Origin of the sequence: Paenibacillus sp. S28 (genome assembly GCF_016624415.1) — a bacterium.
Classification (GTDB): domain Bacteria; phylum Bacillota; class Bacilli; order Paenibacillales; family Paenibacillaceae; genus Paenibacillus_AQ; species Paenibacillus_AQ favisporus.
In genome coordinates, this window is the sequence record NZ_JACVTM010000011.1 from 26510 (window position 1) to 52926 (window position 26417).

General features: G+C 55.1%; 25 protein-coding genes. 6 read left to right on the plus strand and 19 right to left on the minus strand.

What is annotated here, in order from left to right:
• Positions 1-124: 124 nt before the first annotated feature.
• The 4 genes from IAE55_RS23515 to IAE55_RS23530 all read right to left on the minus strand — a co-directional run bounded on the left by IAE55_RS23515 (position 125) and on the right by IAE55_RS23530 (position 2227).
• Positions 125-493, minus strand: a complete 369-nt coding sequence (locus IAE55_RS23515; RefSeq protein WP_145162524.1) for a hypothetical protein — start codon at positions 491-493, stop codon at positions 125-127.
• A gap of 17 nt (positions 494-510) precedes the next feature.
• Positions 511-1257 (minus strand): class I SAM-dependent methyltransferase, encoded by a 747-nt coding sequence (locus tag IAE55_RS23520; protein WP_145162521.1) that lies wholly within the window; start codon positions 1255-1257, stop codon positions 511-513.
• Positions 1258-1419: 162 nt separating this feature from the next.
• Positions 1420-1773, minus strand: coding sequence for a hypothetical protein (locus tag IAE55_RS23525; protein ID WP_234489810.1), 354 nt, complete (start codon positions 1771-1773; stop codon positions 1420-1422).
• Between the two features lie 142 nt (positions 1774-1915).
• Positions 1916-2227 (minus strand): B12-binding domain-containing protein, encoded by a 312-nt coding sequence (locus IAE55_RS23530; RefSeq protein ID WP_181153119.1) that lies wholly within the window; start codon positions 2225-2227, stop codon positions 1916-1918.
• Between the two features lie 427 nt (positions 2228-2654).
• Here IAE55_RS23530 and IAE55_RS23535 point away from each other — a divergent pair, with 427 nt between their 5' ends.
• Positions 2655-2885 (plus strand): hypothetical protein, encoded by a 231-nt coding sequence (locus tag IAE55_RS23535; RefSeq protein ID WP_186382041.1) that lies wholly within the window; start codon positions 2655-2657, stop codon positions 2883-2885.
• A gap of 76 nt (positions 2886-2961) precedes the next feature.
• On the plus strand, positions 2962-6585 hold the full coding sequence (locus tag IAE55_RS23540; protein ID WP_200634034.1) for a CheR family methyltransferase: 3624 nt from the start codon (positions 2962-2964) through the stop codon (positions 6583-6585).
• 71 nt (positions 6586-6656) lie between these two features.
• Here the strand turns inward: IAE55_RS23540 and IAE55_RS23545 are convergent, their stop codons facing one another.
• The 3 genes from IAE55_RS23545 to IAE55_RS23555 all read right to left on the minus strand — a co-directional run bounded on the left by IAE55_RS23545 (position 6657) and on the right by IAE55_RS23555 (position 8646).
• Positions 6657-6872, minus strand: coding sequence for a hypothetical protein (locus IAE55_RS23545; RefSeq protein ID WP_200634035.1), 216 nt, complete (start codon positions 6870-6872; stop codon positions 6657-6659).
• Positions 6842-7903 carry an LLM class flavin-dependent oxidoreductase gene (locus IAE55_RS23550; RefSeq protein WP_152399807.1) on the minus strand — a complete coding sequence of 354 codons (1062 nt, stop codon included), beginning with the start codon at positions 7901-7903 and terminating at the stop codon, positions 6842-6844. The genes IAE55_RS23545 and IAE55_RS23550 overlap by 31 nt, the downstream gene beginning before the upstream one ends.
• Before the next feature lie 155 nt (positions 7904-8058).
• Complete coding sequence (locus tag IAE55_RS23555) at positions 8059-8646, minus strand: NAD(P)H-dependent oxidoreductase (protein WP_116233299.1); 588 nt, start codon at positions 8644-8646, stop codon at positions 8059-8061.
• A 124-nt stretch (positions 8647-8770) separates the two neighbouring features.
• Between IAE55_RS23555 and IAE55_RS23560 the strand changes: the two genes are divergently transcribed.
• On the plus strand, positions 8771-9208 hold the full coding sequence (locus tag IAE55_RS23560; RefSeq protein ID WP_105445443.1) for a MarR family winged helix-turn-helix transcriptional regulator: 438 nt from the start codon (positions 8771-8773) through the stop codon (positions 9206-9208).
• 134 nt (positions 9209-9342) lie between these two features.
• Here IAE55_RS23560 and IAE55_RS23565 read toward each other — a convergent pair whose 3' ends face one another.
• The 4 genes from IAE55_RS23565 to IAE55_RS23580 all read right to left on the minus strand — a co-directional run bounded on the left by IAE55_RS23565 (position 9343) and on the right by IAE55_RS23580 (position 12754).
• Entirely contained in the window at positions 9343-10359 is a 1017-nt protein-coding gene (locus IAE55_RS23565; protein WP_145162509.1) for an SDR family oxidoreductase, read from the minus strand.
• An 87-nt stretch (positions 10360-10446) separates the two neighbouring features.
• The gene (locus tag IAE55_RS23570) at positions 10447-11190 is read right to left on the minus strand and encodes a hypothetical protein (RefSeq protein ID WP_145162506.1); all 744 of its coding nucleotides are present in this window, start codon (positions 11188-11190) and stop codon (positions 10447-10449) included.
• A 117-nt stretch (positions 11191-11307) separates the two neighbouring features.
• Positions 11308-11631 (minus strand): DUF6944 family repetitive protein, encoded by a 324-nt coding sequence (locus IAE55_RS23575; protein WP_234489811.1) that lies wholly within the window; start codon positions 11629-11631, stop codon positions 11308-11310.
• Positions 11632-11803: 172 nt separating this feature from the next.
• A complete protein-coding gene (locus IAE55_RS23580; RefSeq protein ID WP_200634036.1) occupies positions 11804-12754 on the minus strand; it encodes a bile acid:sodium symporter family protein in 951 nt (316 codons plus the stop codon).
• Positions 12755-12937: 183 nt separating this feature from the next.
• Between IAE55_RS23580 and IAE55_RS23585 the strand changes: the two genes are divergently transcribed.
• The 3 genes from IAE55_RS23585 (at position 12938) to IAE55_RS23595 (ending at position 15344) form a co-directional block, all read left to right on the plus strand.
• Positions 12938-13435 carry an RNA polymerase sigma factor gene (locus IAE55_RS23585; RefSeq protein WP_313958244.1) on the plus strand — a complete coding sequence of 166 codons (498 nt, stop codon included), beginning with the start codon at positions 12938-12940 and terminating at the stop codon, positions 13433-13435.
• On the plus strand, positions 13432-14142 hold the full coding sequence (locus tag IAE55_RS23590) for a zf-HC2 domain-containing protein (protein WP_200634037.1): 711 nt from the start codon (positions 13432-13434) through the stop codon (positions 14140-14142). The genes IAE55_RS23585 and IAE55_RS23590 overlap by 4 nt, the downstream gene beginning before the upstream one ends.
• 164 nt (positions 14143-14306) lie before the next feature.
• The gene (locus IAE55_RS23595) at positions 14307-15344 is read left to right on the plus strand and encodes a C40 family peptidase (protein WP_200634038.1); all 1038 of its coding nucleotides are present in this window, start codon (positions 14307-14309) and stop codon (positions 15342-15344) included.
• 120 nt (positions 15345-15464) lie between these two features.
• Here IAE55_RS23595 and IAE55_RS23600 read toward each other — a convergent pair whose 3' ends face one another.
• The 8 genes from IAE55_RS23600 to IAE55_RS23635 all read right to left on the minus strand — a co-directional run bounded on the left by IAE55_RS23600 (position 15465) and on the right by IAE55_RS23635 (position 26410).
• Complete coding sequence (locus tag IAE55_RS23600) at positions 15465-16859, minus strand: sugar porter family MFS transporter (RefSeq protein ID WP_200634039.1); 1395 nt, start codon at positions 16857-16859, stop codon at positions 15465-15467.
• A 279-nt stretch (positions 16860-17138) separates the two neighbouring features.
• Entirely contained in the window at positions 17139-18488 is a 1350-nt protein-coding gene (locus IAE55_RS23605; protein WP_200634040.1) for an AraC family transcriptional regulator, read from the minus strand.
• Positions 18463-19944, minus strand: a complete 1482-nt coding sequence (locus tag IAE55_RS23610) for a sensor histidine kinase (protein WP_200634041.1) — start codon at positions 19942-19944, stop codon at positions 18463-18465. The genes IAE55_RS23605 and IAE55_RS23610 overlap by 26 nt, the downstream gene beginning before the upstream one ends.
• The gene (locus tag IAE55_RS23615; RefSeq protein ID WP_200634042.1) at positions 19941-20930 is read right to left on the minus strand and encodes a sugar-binding protein; all 990 of its coding nucleotides are present in this window, start codon (positions 20928-20930) and stop codon (positions 19941-19943) included. Before IAE55_RS23615 ends, IAE55_RS23610 begins: the two co-directional genes overlap by 4 nt.
• Positions 20931-21227: 297 nt before the next feature.
• Entirely contained in the window at positions 21228-22235 is a 1008-nt protein-coding gene (gene pdxA, locus IAE55_RS23620; RefSeq protein WP_200634043.1) for a 4-hydroxythreonine-4-phosphate dehydrogenase PdxA, read from the minus strand.
• 2 nt (positions 22236-22237) lie between these two features.
• Positions 22238-23536: a four-carbon acid sugar kinase family protein gene (locus IAE55_RS23625; protein ID WP_200634044.1), complete on the minus strand. Its 1299-nt coding sequence runs from the start codon at positions 23534-23536 to the stop codon at positions 22238-22240.
• Between the two features lie 39 nt (positions 23537-23575).
• Entirely contained in the window at positions 23576-24538 is a 963-nt protein-coding gene (locus IAE55_RS23630) for a 2-keto-3-deoxygluconate permease (RefSeq protein WP_145162479.1), read from the minus strand.
• Positions 24539-24715: 177 nt separating this feature from the next.
• Positions 24716-26410, minus strand: coding sequence for a sigma-54-dependent Fis family transcriptional regulator (locus tag IAE55_RS23635; RefSeq protein WP_145162476.1), 1695 nt, complete (start codon positions 26408-26410; stop codon positions 24716-24718).
• Between the last annotated feature and the right edge of the window lie 7 nt (positions 26411-26417).

The window sequence follows — 26417 nt, forward strand, 5'->3', positions numbered from 1 at the left end:
ATCCTTTTCCTTCATTTTACATCGGCTTCCCGCTGGCCGAAACTACAAAAAAAGACCATTCCCACACGGAATGGCCTTGTGTCCCACAGAGCTCCCAGGAGGATCGCTTGCTGCTCGCCCCCCGTTAGATTTTAAATGCCCCCATCAAGGGCATAATCATCTGCAGCATATTCATGCCCACCCGAATATTCGGAATGATCTGGCCGAACATGCCCATGATTCCTCCGGGTTGACCATCTGTCTGGCGCTGCGCATTTCCCTGACGACCGCCGCCAAACAAAGCGCTCAAGATGCCGGATACCTGCACTTCTTTATCCCGTGTCGGCGGGCCTGTCATCTTCGACCGTCCTCTGGCTGCGGACAGTACAACCTGCCCGTTCTCAATACCCGTTACGTAGCCTACATACTGCGTACCATCCTTGAGCACTACCCAAACCGGCTGCCCCAGCAACTGGGCGGCTTGTTTAGGATCGACAACATACTCCTGCTTCATGAATCTCACCTCACTTCTCAACTATCTGATCCGCCCGCCAATCCCTTGCCTCCGATCCATACCGCATAAGACAATACATCGCCGAACTCTTCGTAGAACTGATGATTCCTTTGCAGCAGCTGCAGCGCTGCCGGATCGTCCAGCCACTCTATATCGAACATTTGGTATGGATCAAAAGATATGCTCACTCCCTGCTCCTGCAGCGAAGCCAAACGGTCCGAAGGAAGCCGCGCGTCCAGACTGCGGAAACCCGCCTGCTTCAATAGCTGCTCCCATTCTTCCAAGGAAGGAATGTCCCGGGCGCCGTATAGCTCCTGCGACGCTTCCTTCAGCCCCGGATGGTCCTGCTTCCGGACCATTTCCCGGTCGTATAACAATCCGCCGTCCTTGAGCACGCGGTGATATTCCTTCAAGGCGGCCGGAATGTCCACAAATAAGGTAACCGATTCGACAAAAACGACATCGAACCCGCCGGCTTCAAACGGAAGTGAGGCGGCATCCGCAATCCGGAAGTCGACCTCTACCTCCATGGCCTCGGAACGCCGGCGGGCTTTTCCGATCATGCCGTGATGCACATCGACGGCGGTTACCCGGTAGCCCATTTTCGCCAAATGACAGGCCGTTCTCCCGGTTCCGCAGCCTACCTCCAGAATATTCGCCCCGGCCGGTATGGCGTCGCGCTCAAGGAGTGCCAAGGTGCTGTCAAAGCCGCCTGGATGAGCAGCCCCTTCACCCAACGCAGCCAACATATCAAAGTACTTCAACGTTTTTCGCCTCCATCAGGCACTCCGTCCGGTCTTCGGCCCGCCATGGCGGACGGACAGGTCTCCCGTTTTCCTTTTAAAAAAAGACCCCTGCATTCCCTATCGTCTGCAGAGATCAGTTCACATCCGGCAAAGCGCCAGTATATATATCGTATATTCTATTTAGATGAAGAGGAACGGTATCAGGAATAATAAAGCAATGGAAGTCCAGGCCAAAGCCCCGTATCCCGGCGGGTAACCGTAACCGTAGCGGCCGCCATAGCCGCCGTAAGGACCGTATCCCGGGTAGCTGGATGTCTTGGCTTTTTGCTGCAGCTCGCTTAGCTGCTTGCTGGCTTTTCCGGGGTTCGTGGACAGAATGGTCGCACGGGGAGCAGCGTCGCCGAGCTCCAGTCCATGATCCGAAACTCCCTTAATCGTGCCATACACTTGCGTACCATCCTTAAGAACCGCACAGACGTGCTTGCCGACATACGATCTGCACGTATCAGCCGATGGTGATTGGATCAGCATCATGCCTATTCCTCCTTCCCACTTCATTCCTTTATCCTATTCACCTGCATTCGAAGTCGAAAGGGGAATATGACCATTTATAGGGAGCCCTCGCCAGAAAGGCCTTGATGCCCATATTCTCAAAAAAATATGGTTCCCATTTTAATCAAGTCATCCATGTTCCGGTTATAAAAAAGAAACCCGCGTCTCCTAAAGACGGGGTTTCAATCACATCCGGCTTCACTAATCCGGCATACCGGGTCAGCAATATATCGCAGACGCATGAAGCCAGATGCTCATAGGCGACTGTTATCAAGTTTTGCTCCCACAGCGAACCGACATATCGCATGGCCGGCGCCAGCCACTGCTCGTAGATATACAGGCTGTTCCTGCCGGACTCAACTTGCTCCATAAGGCTGGCCCAGCATTCTTCTGTCCTTCCGCCAATCATTTGTTCAGCGAGCTGTTCAATGCCCATATTTATGCAGCGGCAGCCTCCTTTTCCGTCGGTTATGGATATATCACGACTCATATATTAGTTATATATACTATCATCCATACGGATAGAAAGGAATGTAGATTCAACACAGGTTTTGTCGAATTTGACGACCTAGGGCATGTTCCTCTACGATGAACACAAATAAAAAATGATAGACTTGAAAACTTTGGGAGATTATACCCATGATCTTTATTATAATAAAATTAGCCCTTATCCGAGGGGCAAGGAGGAACATGCTTGTATATCGTTTACTCAACTGTCGTTGTACCCGCCGATAAGGCCGACGAAGTTATCCATATTTCGCCCAATGAAACAAGCCAGCACTTACGAACGATTGCTCGATTGGGTGACGCAGCTGATTTACGAAGCTAAACCTTCACTCATGGACCGGTATGGCGAGAAAAGAGTGCAGAAATGCAAAGATGATAATGCGCACCACATGCGTCATCTGGAAACGGCACTCGAACTTGACGATTCACGGGTATTTAGCGATTATGCCGTTTGGCTGAATGGTATTCTGAACAATTACGGCATGGAAACGCATACGCTGACGGATAACTTCCGATACCTCAGCAATCTCTTTCCACAGTGGATGAATTGGACGAGCCCACTAAGCGGGCCTTCGGCCAGTACCTGACCGATGCGATAAATCGGCTTGAGGCAGATCAAGATTGATTGCTTTTCAAGAATGATAACGGAAGGGGTAGATGCGGATGAACGGGAATGGACGTAATGAACTGCAAGCTGCAGCACCGGTATCGACACAAGAACTGACGCTCGTGAGTAAGGATACACAGGATTTGGACCCCAGCTTTGTGGTGGGTCTGGGTGCATCAGCCGGCGGACTGGAAGCATTGGAGACTTTCTTTGACCAAATGCCGACAGACACGGGGATGGCCTTCATTGTCGTTCAGCACCTTTCTCCGGATTACAAAAGCCTGATGGACGAGATACTGCGCAAATACACTTCCATGCCCATTCGCGAAGCCAAGAACGGCATGAAAATCAACGCGAATCATATTTATTTGACCCCTCCTCGTAAAATCCTCACCGTTGTGGAAGGACGTCTGCAGCTGACCGATTCCATTCCGCATGCAGCCCTGCACCTGCCGATCGATATGTTTTTCCGCTCACTTGCCATGGCCTACGGCACCAAAGCCGTAGCCGTGATTATGTCCGGGACCGGCACCGACGGTTCACGGGGAATACATGACATTAAGGAAGCCGGGGGACTCGTCATTGTACAGGACAGTCAATCGGCTAAATTTGACGGAATGCCCAGCGGCGCAAGGCTGTCCGATAACGCCGACGTCGTGCTGGCCCCGAAAGAAATGACCGAAAGGCTGATGGAGCACGTGCATGGCGCAGCGTACGAGAGCATGACAACGGTCCGGGAAGCCATTACGACCGAGCAATACATTCAGCTCATTTTTGAGAAAATCCGCCAGGAATGCGGCGTAGACTTTACCTATTACAAACGAAACAGCGTGCTGCGGCGGATCGAGCGGCGGATGGCCATTCATAACGCCCCATCTATGGCGGCTTACATGACCTATCTGGAGGAACACCGCGAGGAGCTGCAGGCACTGCGGAAGGATCTTCTGATCGGCGTCACCAATTTTTTCAGGGATCCCGAAGCGTTCCAGACCATTTATGACAAGGTACTCCCGGAAATTTTTGAGCGCAAAAGCCTCTCCAAGGAAATCCGCGTGTGGGTAGCGGGGTGCTCGACGGGGGAGGAAGCCTATTCGATCGCGATGCTGATGCGCAAATATGCGGATACGCTGGATGAGCCCTATCTGATTAAAATATTCGCCACCGATCTGGACAAGGAATCGATCGAATACGCCAGCCAAGGCATCTATACGCAGAGCAACATCAGCCATCTTTCGGAAGAAGATCAGGAGCGCTTCTTTATTAAGGACGACGATATGTTCCAGGTGAGCAAAGACATCCGCAAGATGGTTGTGTTCGCTCCGCAGAACATCATCAAGGACCCCCCGTTCAGGAATCTCGACCTGATCACCTGCCGGAACATGCTGATTTACCTGCAGCCGGAAATGCAGCAAAAGGTGCTTTCCCTGTTTCATTTTGCGCTGAATCCGGAAGGCTTCCTGTTCCTTGGGCCCAGCGAAACGATCGGGCGCTTTGCAGGGCAGTTCGATTTTGTGGACCGGCGCTGGAACATTTTCTCGCACAAAAACGGAAAAACCGAAACGGAATCACGGCTGTTTTCACTCGAAGGGGGGATTTCGCAGACTCAGTCCTACCGTAAAACCGCGCCTCCCCCGGCTGCTGTCCGCGATCCGGCATTACCTAAGCGTCTGGACGATCTGCAGGGAGCGCTGGTCGAGGAGCATATTCCGCCCGGCATGATAGTGGACCAAAACAACGATGTCATTCACCTGAATGGTGCGATCAACGATTATCTCATGCTTACCCAAGGCAAACCCAGCTGGAATTTGTACAAAATGATCGACCCGAACGTATCCGTCGCGGTATCGGCCGCCGTCCAGAAAGTCCGGCAGGAGCGGCGCGGCGTCGTCTACCACTCCCTCGGCATCGCCACCAACGCCGGCGAAACGGTGGTGGACCTACACATTCGGCCGTTTTCGCTAAAGAATAAATCGTTCGATAAATACGTGCTCATCCTGTTCTTGGACCCCGAGGAGCCGGATGCCGCGGCGCAAATGGTCCTGGAGCCGTTCGAAATCGACCGCAACGTCAGCTCCCGGATCATTGAGCTGGAGCAGGCGCTCCTAATGGCGGAGGAATCCCTTCAAGCCACCGTTGAGGAGCTCGAGACGTCCAACGAGGAGCTGCAGGCGACGAACGAAGAGCTGGTGGCCGCGAACGAGGAGCTGCAGAGCGCCAACGAAGAGCTGCAGTCGGTGAACGAGGAGCTGGTGACTGTCAATACCGAATACCAGTTTAAAATCCAGGAGCTCACCGACGTGAACAACGACATGAACAATTTTCTGGTCAGCACGCGCATCGGTACCATTTTTCTGGACAAACGGATGTGCATCCGCCGCTTTACCCCGGCCATCACGAAGGAGATCAACCTGCTGGAGGTCGATTACGGCAGGCCGATCGAGCACATCTCCCACCATTTTAAATACGATACGCTGGTGGCCGATGCGAAGCAGGTGCTGCAAACGCTCGTTCCTTTTGAGAAAGAGATCCAGAGCCAGGACGGCACCTGGTACAGCATGCGCATCCTGCCGTACCGTACGGAGCAAAACTTCATCAGCGGGGTCGTGCTGACGTTCGTGAACATCACGGATCTCAAGGCGGTAAATGAAGAGCTGACCAAGCTCAGCTACGCCGTCGAGCAAAGCCCGAGCATAACCGTCATTACCGACGTCGGCGGGTCGATTGAGTACGTGAATCCGAAGTTCACCGAGATTACCGGATTTAGCCTTTCCGAGTCGCGGGGAAACAGCCTGAAGGCCTTTTGCAAGACGTCCGCGGGAAGTCCCACGGTCGATCTGATCATGGAAACGGCCAAAAACTGCGGAATCTGGAAAGGCGAGCTGAACAGCACCAAGAAGAACGGGGAATTGTACTGGGAATCGGTGAAGCTCATTCCGATTAAGGACAAGAAGGGCGAGATCATTCACTTCGTCAAACTGTCCGAGGATATCAGCGAGCGCAAGCAGGCGGAGGAGATGCTCCGCAAGACCGAAATGCTGTCGGCCGTCGGCCAGCTGGCTGCAGGCATCGCCCACGAAATCCGCAACCCGCTGACCGCGCTGAAGGGCTTCACCAAGCTGATGTCCAAAAAGGGGACGGGCAACGACTCCTATATAGGGATCATGCTGAACGAGCTGAACCGCATCGAGCAGATCGTCAGCGAGCTGTTGGTGCTGGCGAAGCCGCAGGCGGTCGATTTTGTCCAAATGGACCTGGAGCCCATCCTACATGACGTCATCATGCTGCTGGAATCGCAGGCCAACATGAACAACGTGGAGATGAACATCGACCTGAAGCCGGGCATGAGGGTGGTCTGCGTCGAGAACCAGCTCAAGCAGGTATTCATCAACGTGCTGAAAAATGCGATTGAAGCGATGCCGCGCGGCGGCGAGGTGAACATCCAGGCCAGCCTGAGCGACAACCACAACATCACCGTGCGGTTCGCCGACAACGGCTCCGGCATTCCCGAGAGCAAGCTGGCAAAGCTAGGCGAGCCGTTCTATTCCACGAAGGATAAGGGAACGGGCCTCGGCCTCATGGTCAGCTACAAGATCATTGAGAATCACCAGGGATCGATCCGTTTTGAAAGCGCTGAAGGCGAAGGAACGACGGTCACGATCACGATTCCGGGCGTGGCGTAAGGGGACGTGTGGCTGGCAGCCTCAGCCTGAGCATAAAAAAAGAGGGGGACAAAATCCCCTCTTTTTTGTGATTATTGAAATGTGTGGACATGCAGCAGCCGGCGGCACTGAAGCGCTGCGTTAAGCCGTTTGCTCATGGCACCCGTGTGCCCGCGGGTTGCTATCACGCCTGAGCACACTTGCCCGCTGCCCGGTTCGCCAGCCGCATTATTCCTTCCGCTCTCGCATACCCGCGAGCCCCCGGCCGCAGCAAGCCTTACTCCTTCGGCTCTCCCGCGGCTTCCCATTTCGCAATCTCCTCGCGAACGAGCGGCGCCACTTCGGTTCCGAGCAGCTCAATGGCGCGCATCACGAGATGATGCGGCATGGAGCCGACCGGCACGTGCAGCATAAAGCGCGTGACGCCCACGTTTTTGCGGAGATGGATGATCTTCCGGGCGACCGTCTCCGGATCGCCGACGTACAGGGCGCCTTCGAAGCTGCGGGCGTTGTCGAAGCTGTTGCGGTCATAATGGCCCCAGCCCCGCTCCCGTCCCAGCACATTCATGCTGTACTGGGTGGAAGGGAAGAACAGGTCGGCGGCCTTCTCCGTCTCCTCGGCGATAAAGCCGTGCGAATGGGAGCCCACCGCCAGCTTCGACACGTCGTGGCCCGCGTGGGCAGCCGCCCGCTTGTACAGTTCCACCAGCGGCGCAAACTGCGTCGGTCTGCCTCCGATAATGGCCAGCACCAGCGGCAGGCCCAGCAGGCCGGCACGGATGACCGACTCCTGGTTGCCTCCGCTGCCGATCCAGACGGGCAGCGGATCCTGAACCGGGCGCGGATACACGCCCAGGTTGTGAATCGCCGGGCGGTGGCGGCCCTCCCAGGTCACCTTTTCAGAAGACCGAATTTTGAGCAGCAGCTCCAGCTTCTCGTCAAACAGCTCGTCGTAATCGTTCAGATCGTATCCGAACAGCGGGAACGATTCGATAAAGGACCCCCGGCCCGCCATAATTTCGGCGCGTCCGTTTGAAATCCCGTCGACCGTGGCAAAATCCTGAAAGACCCGCACCGGGTCGGCCGATGACAGCACCGTGACCGCGCTGCTGAGCCGGATTCGCCGGGTCTGCGGTGCAGCCGCCGCCAGCACGAGCGCCGGCGAGGACGCCGCATAGTCCTTCCGGTGATGCTCGCCTACTCCGAATACGTCCAGCCCCACCTGATCGGCAAGCACAATTTCCTCAACTACTTCGCGCAAACGCTGCGCGTGGCTGATGACCTCACCCGTCTCTACGTCCGGTGTCGTTTCCACAAAGGTACTGATGCCTATTTCCATGGGATCCCCCTAGTTCAATAGATTGGTATACTCTAACCGACCGCCGCAGCGGCCTACTTTTTCTTAATTGCGTATATCTTTATATTGAACTATTTTCGGGTCCATTTCAAGCCTTCCCGCAAAAATCCCCATTCGCCTTCCTGCTCCATCCCCGGTCAACGTGCGACGGTTCTAAAATACCGATACACCCGGTCCAGCTTCGCCTCATGCTTGCCCTTAGGACTTTCCATATTTCCGAACTCAAAAAATTTGACCCGCTTGATGCCTACGAACCGGAACAACGCCTTCCGCATCAGCACTTTGTGTGCGTTATTCAGCCACAACAGGGGATATAGCGCCGGCCCCTTCATGGAGGAGATGCATACGACCGATCTGCCCTTCAGCAGCCCTTCCGGCAGCAACCCGCCCTTGTCCCTGTAAGCGAAGCCCGAAGCAAACATCTGGTCGATGAATCCGAGCAGCATGGCCGGCGGCCGGCCCCACCAAATCGGGTAGACCAGGACGATTTTATCCGCCCACAGCAGCATCTCCCGATACTTCTCCAATGCGGGGTCCTTGTGCATATCCCGTCTCCGTTTGGTCTCATTGAAGATCAGAACCGGATTAAAGCCCTCTTCATAGAGGTCGAGCGTCCGGATTTGCGAAACCGCCGGATTCTCACGGCTGCCTTCCAATACTTTCTGCAGAAACGAATAACTTAAGCTTTGATGATTCGGATGCGTGTAAATGACCAGTACCTTCATCGTGCCACCCCATTTACTTATCATTTGATAACCAAATCCTACCACGCCGGCAATTTAGTTGTCAAATGATAATTGTTTATTGATAATAATTTTGATATGTTCGTGAGGAAGAGGTGGTGACATCATGGATGAAAATAAGCTTTTTGACAAGTTGATTGCCTTTACGGCCGCCGTACATCAGGTCAAGCACGAAATGACTCAAGGCATCAAACCCGAAGGTATTACACCGGTCCAGTACAGCATGCTCGAATACATCGCCGTAAGCCAGCCGGTGACCTTGAGCCAAATCAGTGACTGCCAGCAGATGTCCATGCCGAATACGAGCCGGGAAATCAAGAAGCTGTGCGACAAGCAGTTATGCGAAAAATACGATGACCCCAGTGACCGGCGCAAACAGTATGTCCGCCTGACCGGCGAAGGAGAGCGTGTGATGAAAGAGGCCTTCGGCCACATCGGCGCACGGTTCCTCACCCGGCTGCAGGACGCTTCCGAGCAGGATCTGCAGCAGATCGTTCATGCGATGGACGTGCTGCACTCCCGGGTATTTTATACGGATAAATGATGATGTGAAATGGCCTGTATGATCTCAGGATTATGAAAACATGGTTCTTTCCATACACGCAAAAAAGGCGCCTGTCTCCAGGCACCTTTTTATAAACGAAGTATCTATTCTTGGCAGCTCCGCTGCCTCCAGCCTTACCCTTTAATCCGCTCAGCCGCTTCCTGCAGGGCTTGAACCACCTTGTCGCACCAGATGTCGAACTCAGGATCCTCGGTCTGGTGCTCCGGATGGGCCAGAATATACTGCACCGTCTCCTTAATACCCTGATCCACCCGTGTGGTCGCCACAAAATCGGGAACGAGCCGCTTCAATTTGGCATTGTTAAAGACAACCGTGTTGGCCTTGTCTCCCAGCAGGCTGCCCCTGAAATCCTCCTTGCTGCAGGCATCGAGGAACTCGGATGCGACATGAACCGCATTCAGCTTCACGCCCAGAGCGTCGGCGATGATCTCGTAAATCTGGTTCCAGGTGACCGATTCATCCGATGTAATGTGCACGGACTCGCCGATCGCATGGATGTTGCCCATGAGGCCAATAAAGCCTTTGGCAAAATCCCGGTTATGTGTCATCGTCCACAGCGACGTACCGTCTCCGTGAATAATGACGGGCTTGTTCTCCAGCATCCGTTTCGCCACCTGCCAGCTGCCCTTGCTTCCGTGTACGCCAAGCGGTATCGAGCGCTCGTCGTACGTATGGCTTGGCCTTACGATGGTAACCGGAAAGCTCTGCTCGCGGTACTGCTTCATCAGGTAATCCTCGCAGGCGATCTTGTTCCGGGAATACTCCCAGTATGGATTGGATAGCGGAGTTCCTTCGGTGATGAGGTAATCGGATAAAGGAGACTGGTATGCCGAAGCCGAGCTGATGAACATAAACTGCTTCGTACGGTCCTTGAACAGGCGGTAATCCCGCTCCAAATGCTCCGGCACAAAGGCGATAAAGTCGGCCACGACGTCAAACTGGAGATCGGCGATCAGACCGGCCACCTGCTCCTCGTCGTGAATATCGGCCTGGATGATATGAGCCCCTTCCGGCAGGGCATCATTCCGGTGTCCGCGGTTCAGCAGGTACAGCTCGCAGCCCTGCGCCAGCAGCTGCTTCGTAATGGCGGTACTGATCGTTCCCGTTCCTCCAATAAATAGCGCTTTCATAAAAAGACACCTCCATCAAGATGGTCTAGAAACTTTTGGATTCCTTAAGCCCATCCTAACGATAACACGGGAATGCCCGCCAGACAATCAAGAGAAGTAACGATGCAGGCTCTTTTTCATTTCCGCTTTCTGTGCGGCAAATTGTTTGTGCCGGTGGCCGTTGGCCCCCGAAGGGTGGGGAAAGCCCCATAGGCACTGCCCGGCGTCCAGCGCTCCTTGCTCAGCCAGAAGCCGGAGGATGCTTTCCACGGCTATTCCAAGCGGAATGATGAAGGGGCGATCCGGAAAAATGCTCAGCTCTTCGGTGATGCCGGCTAGTGCCGTGTCCCTTAGACTTGGAGTCCCCATCAGGCTCGGGCGGCTGCCGTTGTAATTGGCCCGGTTGACGAAGACGGGATAGCGGAGCACCGAACTGGTATGCAGCAGCTCCCGCTCTGTGCCAAATAAAGCCTCACTCGTGCGGATCCCCAAATACTTCGGCATCCCCAGCTCGTCCAGCATGGAGATCAGGTTTGCGCGCAGACTGCCGGCAAAGCTGGCCGCCTCCTTCGCCTTCCGGCACACCGCCTCATCGCCCAATCCTTGATCCATGGCATGCCGCGCCGCTTCATAAGCGATTCTCATCTGTGTAAAGCCCGGGGTCAAGCCCACGATAAATAGGCTCGCGGATGAATGAACATAATCATTATGCGGAGCGTAAAATGTCTCTACCAGGCCGTCTGCCGATAGACGCAGTTCCGGAATCAGAAGGTCCTCCCGGGTGAGCCGCCCGTCTGCCGGCAGTGACCGAATGGCGCGTCGGAACGTGCTCAAGGCACTTGATAACAGCAATATCATCCCTCCAGTTATGCCGTAACGCGGGGATATGTTCGCCTGCTGTGCATACCTGATCCCGAACGTTTTCGGAAGTGGCTCCCCCGCTTGTTATCCTTATCCTTGCCCCGCCGGTCAGGACCCATCCCCTGCGATTACCTCCAGCGAGTTCCCCAGGGACTGCAGCAGGTTGCCGGCGACCATCATGTCGTTCACTTCCTTGCTCGATGCAGAGCTTCTCAATCTGGCGGTTAGTTCCGCCTGCGCGGCATTGGCAATCGCCTGCATCGCATTACCGATAAGCTGCAGCTTCTCTCCTTCCTGCTGCTGCTTTTTGCGGGATGAGAGCACTTTCGTCTGGCCAATGGCCGCAACGTTGGTCCCCCATGCCTGGAGCCAAGCAAACGCCGCAAGCTGCTCCTGAATCTTCCTTTGCTGTGACCGCATCTTTGGTCGCATCGTATCCCTTCTTTCAATCTACAATCTACGAGAGGTCTCTACTGCTATAACATACGCTTCTCTAGCACGGCCCGCCGATGGCGTATGTCCTTCCCGGTGCGGCGCCTGTCCGATTGCTAAGGAAAAAGAGGCTTGTCACATGGACAAGCCTCCTGCAATTTCTAATATTGTCTTACCGATTCTTACCCATCTCCGCCTGCTCATAGCGCCGGGCGAACCAGGTGGCAAGGAGCGAGCCGGAAATGTTGTGCCACACGCTGAATATCGCGCTCGGCACGGCGGCGACGGGGTTGAAATGAGCCGCGGCGAGCGTCGCCCCCAGGCCCGAATTCTGCATACCGGTCTCAAACAAGATCGCTTTGCGTTTGCTCAGGTTCATGCGGAAGAGCTTGGCAAACAAATAGCCAAGAGCATACCCGAGCAGGTTGTGAAGAATGACGACCGCAAAAATCAGCAAACCGCTTTCGATGATTTTGGTGCGGCTGCCGGCCACGACGATCGCCACAATCAGCACAATGGCCAGGGTGGAGATGAGCGGGAGTGCCTGAGCGCTGGCTTCGGCCTGCTTTTTAAACAAGGACTTCACGATAACCCCGAGCACGATCGGCAGAATGACTACCATCAGAATGTCCTTGATGAGTGCACCGGCATCGACCGGCATCCAGCGACCGGCCAGCAGGCTGATGAGCGCAGGTGTAGCCAGCGGTGCGATAATGGTAGACACGGAAGCGATGGATACCCCCAGCGCAACATCCCCTTTCGCGAGCAGCGTCATCACATTGGACGAAGTGCCGCTCGGGCAGCATCCGACGAGGATAACGCCTACGGCGATATCCGGCGGCAGGTTTAGCACCAGCGCCAAAACATAGGCCAGCAGCGGCATAATGATGAAATGGCCAACCACGCCGATCAGCACTTCGAGCGGCCGGCGGAAAACTTCGCGAAAGTCGGCGGAGGATAAGGTCAGCCCCATGCCGAACATGACGATTCCCAAAAAGATCGAAATGTAGCCCTTTAACGGGATAAAGACATCAGGTAAAAAAAAGCCCAGACAAGCGAACAGAATGACCCAAACCGAAAACGTGCCACCGACAACCTTGCTTACTTTTGCAACAGCATTCATCTCTCCGAACCTCACTTCTTGTGTAATAGAAATCATTCTACGACAAAACCCGTAAATCGTCTACGAATTCCGGAGAATTGGAGAGGGTTGCTGTTGCAGGAATGTACTGGGCAAAGGCGCCTTCGTTTTTTTGTATAGCGTGTAACGAATCCTGTTGATCGGGGTCTTATAACTGACAAGGAGGTGAATCGCCTGGAGGATCTTCAGCAAATCTACGATCAATATTTTCAAGAGGTATACCGTTTTGTACTCTCGCTCTGTCGGGATGAACACATTGCCGAAGAGATTACCCAAGAGACGTTCTATAAAGCGCTCAAGCGGATCGACACCTTTCAGGGGACATGCAAGATCAGCGTATGGCTATGCCAAATCGCGAAGAATACATATTTCTCGTACTGGGAAGGGCAAAAGCGTTATCCGCGTGCTGAACCGGAGACAGATCCCGTGAGCCAGCTGAATGTGGAACACAAGGTTATCCTGGATTCGGAAGCGCTGCGGATTCACCGCATTTTGCACGAACTCGGGGAGCCCTACAAAGAAGTATTTACGCTGAGAGTATTTGGCGAATTACCCTTTGCGGACATATGCAGCATATTCGGCAAGACGGAGAGTTGGGCACGAGTGACTTTTCACCGGGCTAAACAGAAAATTCAGGATCGCTATCAGGAGGAGGAACAATGAACAAACCTTTTATATCATGCCAAGTCATTCAAGACTTGCTGCCGTTATATCACGACGATGTGTGCAGTCCGGATACCCGCGAGCTGGTCGAAGGCCATATTGAGCTTTGCCCGGATTGCCGGTCCGTATTAGAAAAAATGAAGGATAATCTGATGCTGAGTCCGGAGACCACCCGTGAACATCAAACCCAGGCCAGCAGCCTTCGCCGGATCGCCGCGTACTGGAACCGCTCCAAGGCTGCCGCTTTTATCAAAGGACTAACCATTGCTACCGTCATTTGCGGGCTGCTGTTCGGAGGCTACCTGTTATTAACCGGTTGGAATATCCGGAGTGTACCCACCAAATTAATCGAGGTTACAGACGTTGGCCTGATGAAAAACGGAACCATCGCGTATCACGTCAAAATGACCGATGGCTATAACGTGAAGCAAGTCAGCTATAATCTCGATGAGAACGGAAATTTTTATATGACTCCCCTTCGCCCTGTCATCAAATCGAAGGCCTTTGCCGATATTGGCCTGGCGAATACGTATTACTGGATCAATCTCGACGAGCAAAAAGCGAATCATGACCCTGACGGCACCGGAGCTGAGATCAAAGCGGTTTATTTGGGGACCCCGGAGGATCATATCCTCATTTGGAAAAAGGGCATGACGCTGCCACCCGCCAGCGAGGCGGCAGAGGACCAGCTCGCTACGAACGAATGATTCCGTTTCATTAATTTACCAATGCTGAAGAACAAAACCAATCGCCCTCCCTCTCGTCCAACTATACAGGGACTTCTTGGTAAAGATACCCGCCGGGAGTCCCTGTTCCTATGCGGTTCATCATCCACGAACCGTCAATCCAGTTGAAACAAGGTGATGATAACATGATGAGAAAAAAAGGGGCGGTTCTTGCCGGCCTGACCGCTGCCATGATCGCAGGCACTTCGGTCTATGCGGATGCTGCTCCGGCATCCTCCAAGCCGATCGCCGTCTATCTGGACGGCCGGCAGCTGCAGACCGAAGTGCAGCCGCTGAATGTCGGCGGCACGGTACTCGTGCCGATGCGCGGCCTGTTTGCGCGCCAAGGGGCCAAGCTGGCCTGGGATAACGCCACGAAGACGCTGAAGGCCACCAAGGGAGCCACCACGCTGACCTACCGGATCGGCGAGCATACGGCGAATTTGAACGGACAAGCCCTCGAAGTGACGGTGCCCGGCCAAATCTCCGGCGGATATTCCCTCGTGCCGCTGCGCTTTGTGAGCGAAGCGCTGGGCAGCGAGGTCGCTTGGCAGCCGGATGCGCACACGGTGCGGATTACTTCCAAAGTTTCGCTTGAGACTTCTATCCGCTGGGGTGTGAACCTGCGGAGCAAGCCGGATTCAGCGAGCGATGCAACGTCACTCGGCATGCTTGCCGCCGGACAGAAGGTGCATGTCATCCGCGAGGTGAACGCCCTCTGGCTGGAGGTGGAGACGGAAAACCATCAAACAGGATACATATCGGCCAAGCCGAAATATACCGACTATGCCAGCGCCTCGCTTGCCGACATGCAGGCGGACGAGCTGATCGCTTACGGTAAGAAGTTCCTCGGGACCCCTTACGAGTTCGGAGCTTCTCCGGACCAGACCAAGACATTCGACTGCTCTTCCTTCGTCAAGCGGGTTTACGAGGATGTGCTGTCGGTCGAGCTGCCACGCGTGTCCTACGACCAGGCGAAGGCCGGCAAGGAAGTGTCCTTAAGCGATCTGCGCAAAGGGGACCTGCTGTTCTTCAGCGCCCGCGGGCTGGATATCGGCCATGTTGGGATCTATATGGGCAATAATCAAATTCTGCACACGTACTCCAAAGAGCTCGGCGTTCACGTCGAAGCCTTTGACGGCCAGTGGAAAAAACGGTTCGTCACAGCGCGCCGGATTCTGTAACCCGGATTATAGGCTGAAACCGGTGGATGTCGGTAGTCCATATCCGGTTGTATCCAACACACAAAAAAGGGGAGTTTCCCAGGTTCATCGACCCGGGAAACTCCCCTTTTTATATGCGTATTATTTACCTTGCGCCCACATGGCTTCCATTTCCTCCAAGGACTTTCCTTTGGTTTCCGGTACCGCGCGCCAAGTAAACACGAGGCAAATCAGCGACATGACGCCGAAGATCCAGAAGGTAGCCGCCGGGCCTGCCGAAGACAGCATCGGCGGGAAGGCTTGGGATACGACGTAGTCGGCGATCCACAAAGCCATCGACGCAATGGCCGTCGCAATGCCGCGGACCCGGTTCGGGAAGATCTCCGAAATGAGGACCCATACCACCGGTCCGAGCGAGATTGCAAAGGCAGCAACGTAAATCAGAATAAAGATCAGGACCAGCGGGCCGGAGGTATGTCCGGTCTGGAACGCCGTTCCGATGACGGCCAGACAGATCAGCATGGCAGCTGATCCGACCATCATCAGCGCTTTCCGCCCCACTTTATCGATCAGCCAAACGGCCAGGATCGTAAACAGGAGATTGATCACGCCGACAAAGATCGTCTGAATGAGCGCCGCGTTCGTGCCGGCACCGGTCTCTTTAAAGATCTCCGGCGCATAATACATGACCGCATTGATGCCGGTCACCTGCTGCAGAATCGCCAGTCCGACACCGACGATCAGCGCCATGCGCAGTCCCGGGGTGAACAGCTGGCGGAACGATCCTTTTTCCTGGCTAAACGACTCCTTGATATCGCGCACTTCCTGTTTTGCCAGCTCTTCGCCGTGAATTTTGAGCAGGACTGGCAGCGCTGCGGCTGCGCGTCCTTGCTTGATCAGCCATCTCGGGCTTTCCGGAACGAAGAACAGAAGCACCAGGAACAGTACGCCGGGAATGACGCCAAAGCCAAACATCCAGCGCCAGGCACTCGACACATCCCAGGCGTCGTCGCCCATGCCGGCGATCCACAAATTGATGAAGTACACGAGCGAAATGCCTGTAACCGTTGCCAGCTGGTTTAATGCGACGAGGCGGCCGCGATATTTGGCCGGGGCGATCTCCGCATTATACAGCGGACACAAGGTGGATGTAATGCCGATGCCAACGCCGCCGATCATCCGGGCGATGATAAACCCGCTGAACGTATTCGGTATGGCCGAGCCGATGGATCCGATGATAAAAAGAAGCGCTGCCGCAATGATGACTTTTTTTCGGCCGAACTTGTCGCTCAGCATGCCGGAGAACAGGGCTCCAGGAATACAGCCGATGATCAAGCTGGAAACCGCCCAGCCTGTCTGGAAATCGTTCAGGTTAAAGCGCTTTTCCATGAAACCGATGGCGCCCGATACAACGGCTGTATCAAAACCAAACAACAGCCCGCCCAATGCGGCTACGATGGACACCAGCGTCACGAACTTCATGCTGATCTTCTGGTTATCCTGATCGCTGCTATGTTCCAATGTAATTGAGCTCATATGTTATCCCTTCCATGTCATTTATTTGGATAGAATGAACTACAGTTCAATGCAAACTTCTTTAGTTCAATCTATTGGATGAAATCTTAGAAATCATCACTAAAACCTACATCCATTGTAACATGGGGGACCTTTGCATCCGCTTTCGATTCCCTTCACTTATTTGCGGTAGATCAGCATAAAATCGCTCCGTCATTCGCCTGATAAGCCTGGACTAGCACAAATTCGGCTCGCATCACAAATAAGTCCATGCCCGCATTCGGCATGGACTTTTATCTCTCATTGGTGCTGCATTCTGTAGTCGGACGGCGTGAGGCCCGTCACTTTTTTGAATACCCGGCTGAAATAGTTCGGATCCTTATACCCCACCTGGTAACAGACCTCCTTCATGCTGTACCGGCCGTCTTTCATCAGCTCCTTGGCTTTGTCGATCCGCAGCCGAGTCACGTAGTCGATAAAGGTTTCCCCGGTCTGCTGTTTGAATACCTTGCTGAAATAGTAAGGATTCAAGTGGACATGCTCCGCCACATCCTCGAGCGACAGCTCCTCCTGAAATCGGCCCCGGATATACAGCACCGCCCGGTCCAGCATATTGGTGGTCCGCTGCTCCCGTTCTTCACGGATTTGGCGAATCGCCAATTCAACATAGGCGCTCTCTCCGGCATCGCCGGATCCGTTGATCAGCTTCTCTGCATGCGTTCCGCCGGCGCCCGAAGCCTGCACCAGGTCTTCAAAGCGGCAGATGCCGCCCCCTTCCTGATCATACCTGGAGGCGAAAACCGCCTCGTAATAAGACCGCTTGATTCCTTCCGCCCGATTCTGGACGGTTCCGATGCCCACCGGGACGGCCATCCCGCACTGCTCCTTCAGCACATCAGCCAACCGTGTGCCGAGCTCACGGGCGCCTTCGGCCAACGCCGAGTCGCCAGTCTGCCTCGTTCCCAACAGGAACAGGGCCATATGGCTGTGAATGAGCGAGCTGACGACCGTGCCGTAGCCGTCTTTCGGGGCTGCGTGCGCCGCCGTTTTTACGGCGTCGTACACTTTTTTCTTGGCGTCCCCTACTTCGGACAGTCCCAGCACCAAAGAACAGCCTTTGTCGACCGGGAGCTGCAAAATATCCGCCAGATGGCCCGTCTCCGTCTCATTAACATGGCCCGACATCAGATGCAGCGCGATTTCCGTCTCGGCCAGCGGCAGCAGCTGAAAGAACTGCTCGCGTACCGCGAGTTCCTCATCGCGCTTGTGCTGCTCCTCCTCCAGCTCCTGCACCAGCCGGCTTAGCACGGCAACGATCTGCTCCCTTTTGGCCGGCTTGACCAGATACTCGTGCACGCCGAGGGTGATCGCATGCTTGGCGTATTCAAAATTTTCATAAGCGGTGATAAGTACCATTTTGGCCTGCGGATTTTGGGCTTTAATCTCTTTTAATGCCTCCAGCCCCTGAATGCCCGGCATTCTCACGTCCATCATGACGATGTGCGGGCGGTGCTCTTCCGCCTTCTGTATGGCCATCCGGCCGTTCTCCGCATGGATCGTTTCAAACGTATCCGGCATCATCCGGTTCACAATCCATTCGATACCTTCCCGCTCCAGCGCTTCATCATCGGCGATCAGCAGACGATACATGGCCGTCCTCCTTTCGTGCGGCAGGGATGTTCAAAAGGACCGTCGTCCCCTTCCCGGGCTCGCTGACAATGTCAATCAAATCCTTCCTGTCATAAAACAGCTCCAGGCGCTTAAACACGTTGCGGGTTCCGAGGCCCGTCGAGTGCCCTGCGGGGTGCCGGGCTTCTCCGCCTCCCTGATCTCGCAGCCGCGGTGCGTCCGTATCCAGCAGCGACTGACGGACTTCCTTGCTCATCCCGATCCCGTTATCGGAAATGGCAATCCGTGTCCCACCCGGCATGGCAGAGACCGCAAGCCGAACCTCGGCCCCCTCTTCCATGCCTTCGATGCCGTGCACGAAAACGTTCTCCAGCAGCGGCTGCAGCGTCAGCACCGGCACGAGCACATCCAGAGCCTTCTCGTCGATATCCGTAACGAACCGGATGCGGTCGCGAAACCGCGCCTGCTGAATCGTGAAATACTCCTTCGCGTGCTCCACCTCATCGCGGAGCGGCACCGGCCGGTCCAGCTGGCGCAGATTGTAACGCAGCAGATTGGACATCGTGACCGTGAGATCGCTCGTCTTCTCGGCCCCTTCGATCAGCGCCAGCTTGGACAGCACGTTCAGGGAATTGAACAGGAAGTGAGGATTGATCTGATTTTGCAGCACCTCAAGCTCCAGCTCCTTGACGAGCCGGTCCTTTTCCAGCCCTTCTTTTTCCTTGCGGATCAGTGATTTCAAATTGTCCTGCATCTGCACGAAAGCCTCGGACAGAATCCGAAACTCATCGCGGCTCTTCATCACCGGCGGTTTCACCTGCAGGTTGCCGTCCGAAATTTGCCGGGCTGTCCGGGCCAGCTGCCGGATCGGTCTCGTGATGCGGAGGGAGATCCAGTAAGCCAGCAGGACGCTGATCAGCGTACTGAATATAAACAAGGCGACGCCCCATTGGTTCATCCGGTCGGTCTGCACCAGAATGCTCCGGTAGAGGGGCTGATAATAGCTCAGCTCCTGGTCGATCAGCCGGTACGCCTCTTCCTGGATGAAACCGGCCGTCTTCTCCGCCGCCGCATAGGAGTTGGCGTACGCCAACGGAGTCTTACCGCTTAACGCCTGCAGGATGCCGGATTCCTGCGCAAGAAACGTCTCCAGCAGGTTGCGGTAACTCCGTACGCTCAGCTCCGTGGTCGGAATGGCATCCTGGGCGTTCAGTTCCGCCTGCAGTTTTCGGAGCTGACTCTGATGCTCCTGGTAGATTTGCCGGCTCCGCTCGCTCCGGTCCGTCAGATACACATTGACGGCGCTTAAATTGCTGCGGGTCTCCGCATCGATTTGTTTGTATAGTAATACCCGGTCCAGCATCATATTATAGCTCTGCTGAACGGTTCGCCCGCTTTGAAAAATAAAAAACGATACCGCGTTCGTCAGGACAAACAAGGCGGGGATCACAATGAGCAGCATCCGGCGCATGTTCATGGGCCGTCCACCTCCAGCTTCAGCGCCGCCTTGTCCAAGACGCTCGTCGGGATAAAATGCTCGGCCGCAAAGGACTTGCCGTGAAAGTGCTCGTTCAGGAGGCCGATCGACCGGGCCCCCATTTCTTTTGGCGACTGCACAATGGACGCCGCGATTTCGCCCTGCTCGATCCCCTGCCGGGTCATGGCCAGATCGTCAAAGCCGTATACGCGGATTCCCGTCCTGCCCGCAGCTTGGATGCCCTCCAAGATTCCGGCCGCGTCAAGAGAGCTGAAGCCGACGATCGTCTGGATGTCCGGATGCTGCTTCAGCATCGCCTCAGCCTGCTTGGCCGCCCCGATCCGCGAAATGTTGGACGCGCGGACGTCCACGATGGCAAAGCCGGGAGCCGCAGAAACCACCGAGCGAAATCCCGCCAGGCGCAGCTGCATATTTTCGGCGCGTTCGCTTCCGATCATGACGCCGATCTTCCCTTTCCCGGCCGCTTCCTTCAGCACCAATTCGCCCATTCGTTTTCCCGCCCCCAGGTTGTCGGTTCCGACATAGGCCAGGCGGGAGCTGCCTGGTTCATCCGCGTCAACAGTAATCACCGGTATTCCTTGCTCTGTGGCTCTTTGAATCAGCGCATCGTATTCCGGATCCACAATTCCCTGCACAAGGATGCCGTCGGGCCTGGATGCGATCGCCCTTTCCAGCAGCCTCATCTGCTCGGCGGGATTGATGCGGATCGGGCCGGTATAATCAATCCGCATCCCCAGCTTGTCCGCCGCTTCCTCCGCCCCCTGCTCCATTTCCCGCCAGAACGGGTTGTCGAGCTCCTGGGCGATCAGCACGACATGCTTAACGGACGGATCGTCGGCCCGCTGAAGCCGGATCTGTCCGACCAAATCACCGATGGTCATGGACGCGAGGAAAAACCGGACCAGAATATACGCAAAAATGAGAACAAGAACAATCAGCCCGAAGGGCCAGATTCGTTTGAGCATGAGCATCCCTCCTTAGCCCAAAAGAGATATATCCGTAGAGATCGGCATTTTACCGTATATGCTACCTGTTATAACGGCCCAATATGGTCCTATAACATTTCTAAATAGTATGCGGAAAACCAGCCGCCCCTATCATTGTCAAGACATAAATCCGGGGTGTTCCCATTACAACAGTATAGCATTTGAATGAAAAGCCGCTGAGTTGTTTCCGAATATTTTCTGAACGATAAAGGAGGGAACCTGGGAAATAAAAAAAGATGGCCCCCATCTAAGGAGCCATCTACTTCTCAACTTGATTTATTGTTTCTTCGGTGCCAGCTCAACCGCCTGGCGGATCGCTTCCATCATGCTCTTCTCTTCCACGATCCCTTTGCCCGCAATGTCAAAGGCGGTGCCGTGATCTACGCTTGTGCGGATAATCGGCAGGCCGACGGTGATGTTCACGCCTGCGTCGAGGCCGAGCACCTTGACCGGTCCGTGGCCTTGGTCATGATACATGGCAACGACGATGTCGAAGTCGCCGCGGACGGTGCGGAAGAACAGCGTGTCCGCAGGCAGCGGTCCGACCACGTTGATGCCCTCGTCCTGGGCGCGCTGCACGGCGGGCACGACCTTCTCCTCTTCCTCGCCGTAACCGAACAGGCCGTTCTCGCCCGCATGCGGATTGATGCCGCAGACGGCGATACGCGGCTGAGCGATGCCGGACTTCGTCAGCGTCTCATGCGCCAATTGGATAACGCGGTATACGCGCTCCGGATTGATCATCTTCACCGCATCAATCAAGCCGACGTGAGTGGTGACGTGAATGACCTTGAGGTTCGGCGCCGAAAGCATCATGGAAAACTCGCTTGTTCCCGTCAGATCGGCCAAAATTTCCGTATGCCCCGGGTATTTGTGGCCGCCTTTATGCAGGGCTTCCTTGTTCAACGGAGCGGTGCAGATGGCGTCGATTTGCTGCTTCTTCGCCAAATCAATCGCTTTGGCTAAATATTCGAACGCCGCGTGGCCGGCTTCAGCCGATACCTGTCCAAGCGGAAGGTCTTCGCTAAGCAGATTAAGATCAAGGCAGTAGACGGTGCCGTGCTCATAGTTCAGACTGCTGAGCTGGTCCTCAGTCACCGCTTCAACGTTCAGGCTGCTGTTCACATAAGCCTTGGCCCGGTTCAGAATTTTGGCATCCCCGATCACCAGCGGATGGCACAGGTCGTAAATCTCCTGATTCTGCAGGCTCTTCAGAATAATTTCGGGGCCAACACCGGCTCCGTCCCCCATCGTAATGCCAATGACAGCTTTGGTTTCGCTCATTTTCATTCATCCTCTCCACTCATATAAATCAACGCATTCATCAAAGAACGCTCGTTACCAAATCCGCCGGCCTTTGTTACGGCCCAGTACTCTCTTGTATCAGCTCCGCCGCGCAGCTTCCCGAGCGGAAGCCCGGCCTCCACCTCGGTGCAGAGCTGCATCTGGTTCATGTTCAGCTGATTGCACACCGCCTTGGCGGTATCGCCGCCGGTCAGAACCAGGCCGGTAATGTCCTCGTATGTGCCTAAAACCTCCCGGGCGATCGCCCCGAGCTCTCTGGAAATCGTCTCGCCGATTTCGGTTTTTCCGATGGAGAGCTCGGCTTCCAGCCGCTTCGTCGCTTCTCTATTGTTGACCGACGAATCGACAAACAATACAAAATGCTTCTTGTCCGCTTCCTTGGCCAAGGAAGCCATGACGTCCGGCAGAGCGTACGTGCGCTTGATCAGCTCCACCGGGTCCAGCTCTACAAAACACGTATCCGGCATCGACCGCACGTTCTCCAGCTGCTGCTTGGTCACCTGCGACAAGCTGGCGGACACGGTCAGCGTCTTGGCGACCCGGAGCCGGTCCTCCAGACGGTCAGCGTTTCGCTCCAGCTGAAGCGCCTCCGGCAGGTGCTCGATCAGGCCGGCCGAACCGGCCCATACCGTCTTTTTACCCGCCCGGGCAAAAACCTCGGCGATTCCTTTCAAATCTTCATCCGTCGCCGCATCGCATATAAACCAGGTCCGTCCCGATGCGGTATGTTCCTCGATCGTCTGCATCAGCCGTTCCGCCGGTCCATGCAGCTGCGCAAGGTCGATCAGGACGATGCTCTGCTGACCTGCATACGGCCGGAACAGATTCGCGATGAAGCTGTCCTTGACCGGCGTTTTGGGATCGCGACCGAATTCGGTCTCCGAGACGCATTGCCCGTGGACATGCTGATAACCGTCAAGGGTTTGACGGTTCATCTTTGGATACGCCGGGGCAATCACGACCACTTCCGGCTGATGAACGGAAACGACGGCTGCCAGCTCGGCAGCCACGTTCCCCCGTAAGGTCGAGTCCATTTTTTTATATACTTGATGATACCCTTGCTGATAAAACAAAGTGCTTGCTTTAGAAACGTTGTCGTATGCTTCCTGTTCACCTGCCGCCCGGGTGTCCGTATCGATAATGGCAACATCCCCGTTCGGCATGGCCGGAGCCGCTTGGGAATCGAGATACACGGTTGATGTGATCCCGATCTTGGACAGCTGCACGCCGGCATCGTTAGCTCCCGTCAAATCATCTGCGATAATGTACATATGCTGCATGTTGAACGACTCCCTTACTTGATTCCTTGTCCGTGCCACTTACGCCTGTGAACTCCGCCGCTGCGCCCGTCTTGCGAACCAGGTCGTCAGAAGCGGGGTCAGAATCGCCGTCACAATGACGCATGCCGTTACCTGGAGTGTTGCATCCGCAGCAATGCTGCTGTAGCCGGAGTACACCGCGGCAACCGCCATCGGAACTGCCGAAGCGTTACCCGCTGTAGACGATGCCGCAATCCCGGCCACGCCGTCGCCGCCGGTCAGACGGTCGATCAGGAACAGGACGATGCCCGTGATCACGACAACACCAATCCCGAGAATGACACCGGAGAATCCGGCTTTGACCACGTTGGTCAGGTTAATACCAGCGCCGATCGCAAGCGAGAAGAGCGGGATGATGACATCCTGTCCCTTGCTCAGAAACTCGCGCATCTTCTCGTCGAGGTTCCCGAGGATCATGCCGAGCAGAAGCGGCAGAAGGGCAAAGACAAACGCCATAATCGGGAAGCTGGCCAGGCCGGCGACACCGAGAATGAGCATCGTAAAGAACGGACCGGATTCAAGCGACATGATCGAATACGCGGCGACGTCTTCCTTTTTCTTGCCGAGCTGTCCCATTAGCGCCATGTACAGGCCGCCGTTGGTGTCGGAGAATGCCGCGATGATGGCCAGAGCCGACAGCCCCAGGAACAGATTGTTCTGATCCGGGAAAATCGCTTTGATCAGCAGGGCGATCAGGAAGGTCGTACCGATTTTACCTACCCAAAGGCTGACGCCCTTCTTCAAAATGTAACCGGTTGCTTGAAACCGAATCGTCGATCCTAAACAAATATAAAAGGCGGCAAGCAGCGCGGATGTACCGGTCAACAGACCGCCTGTAAACGAGCTCTTGAATTCCGGCATATCGAATATTTGCGGAAAGAACGTCCGAATCAGGGCACCGATCAGCAAAGGGATCAACATCATCCCGCCGGGGACTTTGTCAATGGCTGCCTTTATTTTCATGGCTGTGTCATCTCCTGTGTTGTAAATTTAAACAGTTCGTTTTGTAAAAGCGATTACATAAAACGATTACATCGATTATGATAAACGTTTACAAAAAATAATGCAACACTTTTTAGCTAAATAAAATTCATTTAACCAAAAGTGTTGCATATTTAAACAACAATGAAGAATCCAATATCAGTCCTTAAGCTTTCTCCACAATGTCGACCGGTTGATGTTCAGGCGCTTCGCCGCTTTGGTCTGGTTAAAGCCCTCCTGCTCCAGCACCTTCTCAATGATCGCTTTCTCAATCTGTTCCAGCGTGCCGTTCAGCAGTTCTCCGCCAATCGCTCCGGCAGCCTCGCCTTTTCGCTGCAGCAGCTGTTCGATCAAGGCGTGCTCGATGACGTACCCTTTCTCCAAAAGCACCGCCTCCTGAAGCAGCGCCCGCAGTTCCGATACGTTGCCCGGCCAGCTGTAGTCCATCAACAGGGCCAGCCCTTTGTCCGTCATTTTAATGGCCGAGGTGCCCTGCGTTTGGTTAAAATACAGCAAAAACGAGGTGACCAGCTCCCGGATATCCTCTTTTCGCTCCGCCAGCGCAGGAACATGGATCCGGACGATTCCGTCCTCATAGGCTCCCCATAAATGCTGCTCTTCAACCATCGAGAAGACGAGGGTGATTCCCTTTCCCTGAAAAGCGTCCATCCTCCGCCACAGCTCGGCCCTCAGGCTGCTATCCATCATATCGAGCGCGTGGATATGCAGCGTCTTGATCTCTGCGTCGACTTCGTCGGGCTCCAGGGCCAGCATATCGGCAGCCTGGACGGAGGCGAGCAGGCCCTCCCCGCTGAACTTGCGGTCATGAATATAACGCGCGATCAACTCCTTGCCGGTCCCCCTCGGCCCGATCAGGACGAACCGGGATGCAGAAAGGCACCGGTCGATCATCGACAAACAAGCGTCCATCGCTTCGCTCTGATGAATGATCAGCGGCGGCGTGCCCGTCTTCACCTGCAAAACCGCCTCGGCCGGCGAATTCATATGGACGCGCGAAAATTCGCACACCAAATAAGCCCCATTTTCCACCGTGACCCGGGTTTTGACGATCTTCAGCGGCCTGCCTTCCGCATCGCTCGCATGGCTGGTCTCCCGGACCGCCGCCGTCTCCCGGAAAGCGTGGTGATCCAAGCCGACATGCGGAACGGGACGGGAATCGAAATGCTTCCACTGCTCGTACACGACCTGCCCGTTCTCTGACAGAACCATCACATCCCCTGCCGTGACCTGCAGCACAGCTCTGAGCCTTTCGATTTCCAGCCGGTTCTTCATCATCCAGCGGGAGACGGTCTTCGCCTCCTGAAAGGCATCAAAGATCGCTTCGCGCCCGGATTGGATCAGAATACCCACAAGCCCCAGCCGGGACGCCGTTTCGAAGGTCACCACATCCCCCATAATCAGCTGGTAGCCTTCCTCCTTGAGCTTTCTGAGCAGGCTCTCCGTCTCGTCCTCGTCATGAATCGTGAAGATATCGATCGGTATTTCCAGCAAATCGATGATGGCCTTGGCGCCGAGGGTGATGGCGGGAAAGCCGACAATCGCCTTTTTCCGCGGAAAATCGTTCGCCAATGTCAATACCCGCAGCATGTCATAGCCGGATACATGCACGTCGACGACGGGGATATCGATGGCCTCCCCGATCAGCTTGGCCGTTCCGCCGCGGCTGATGATGACGTCGACCCCTTCGGCCTCCGCCTGCTTGGCGATGGCAACCCCTTCTTGAAGATTTCCGACCCGGATCTGAAGATCCAGATCCTTCTCTTCCGCACGGCACGTCTCGATCAAGTTTTCCATGGCTGCATATGGAGCTATAAACAGGGCTTTTATTCTCATCTGATCC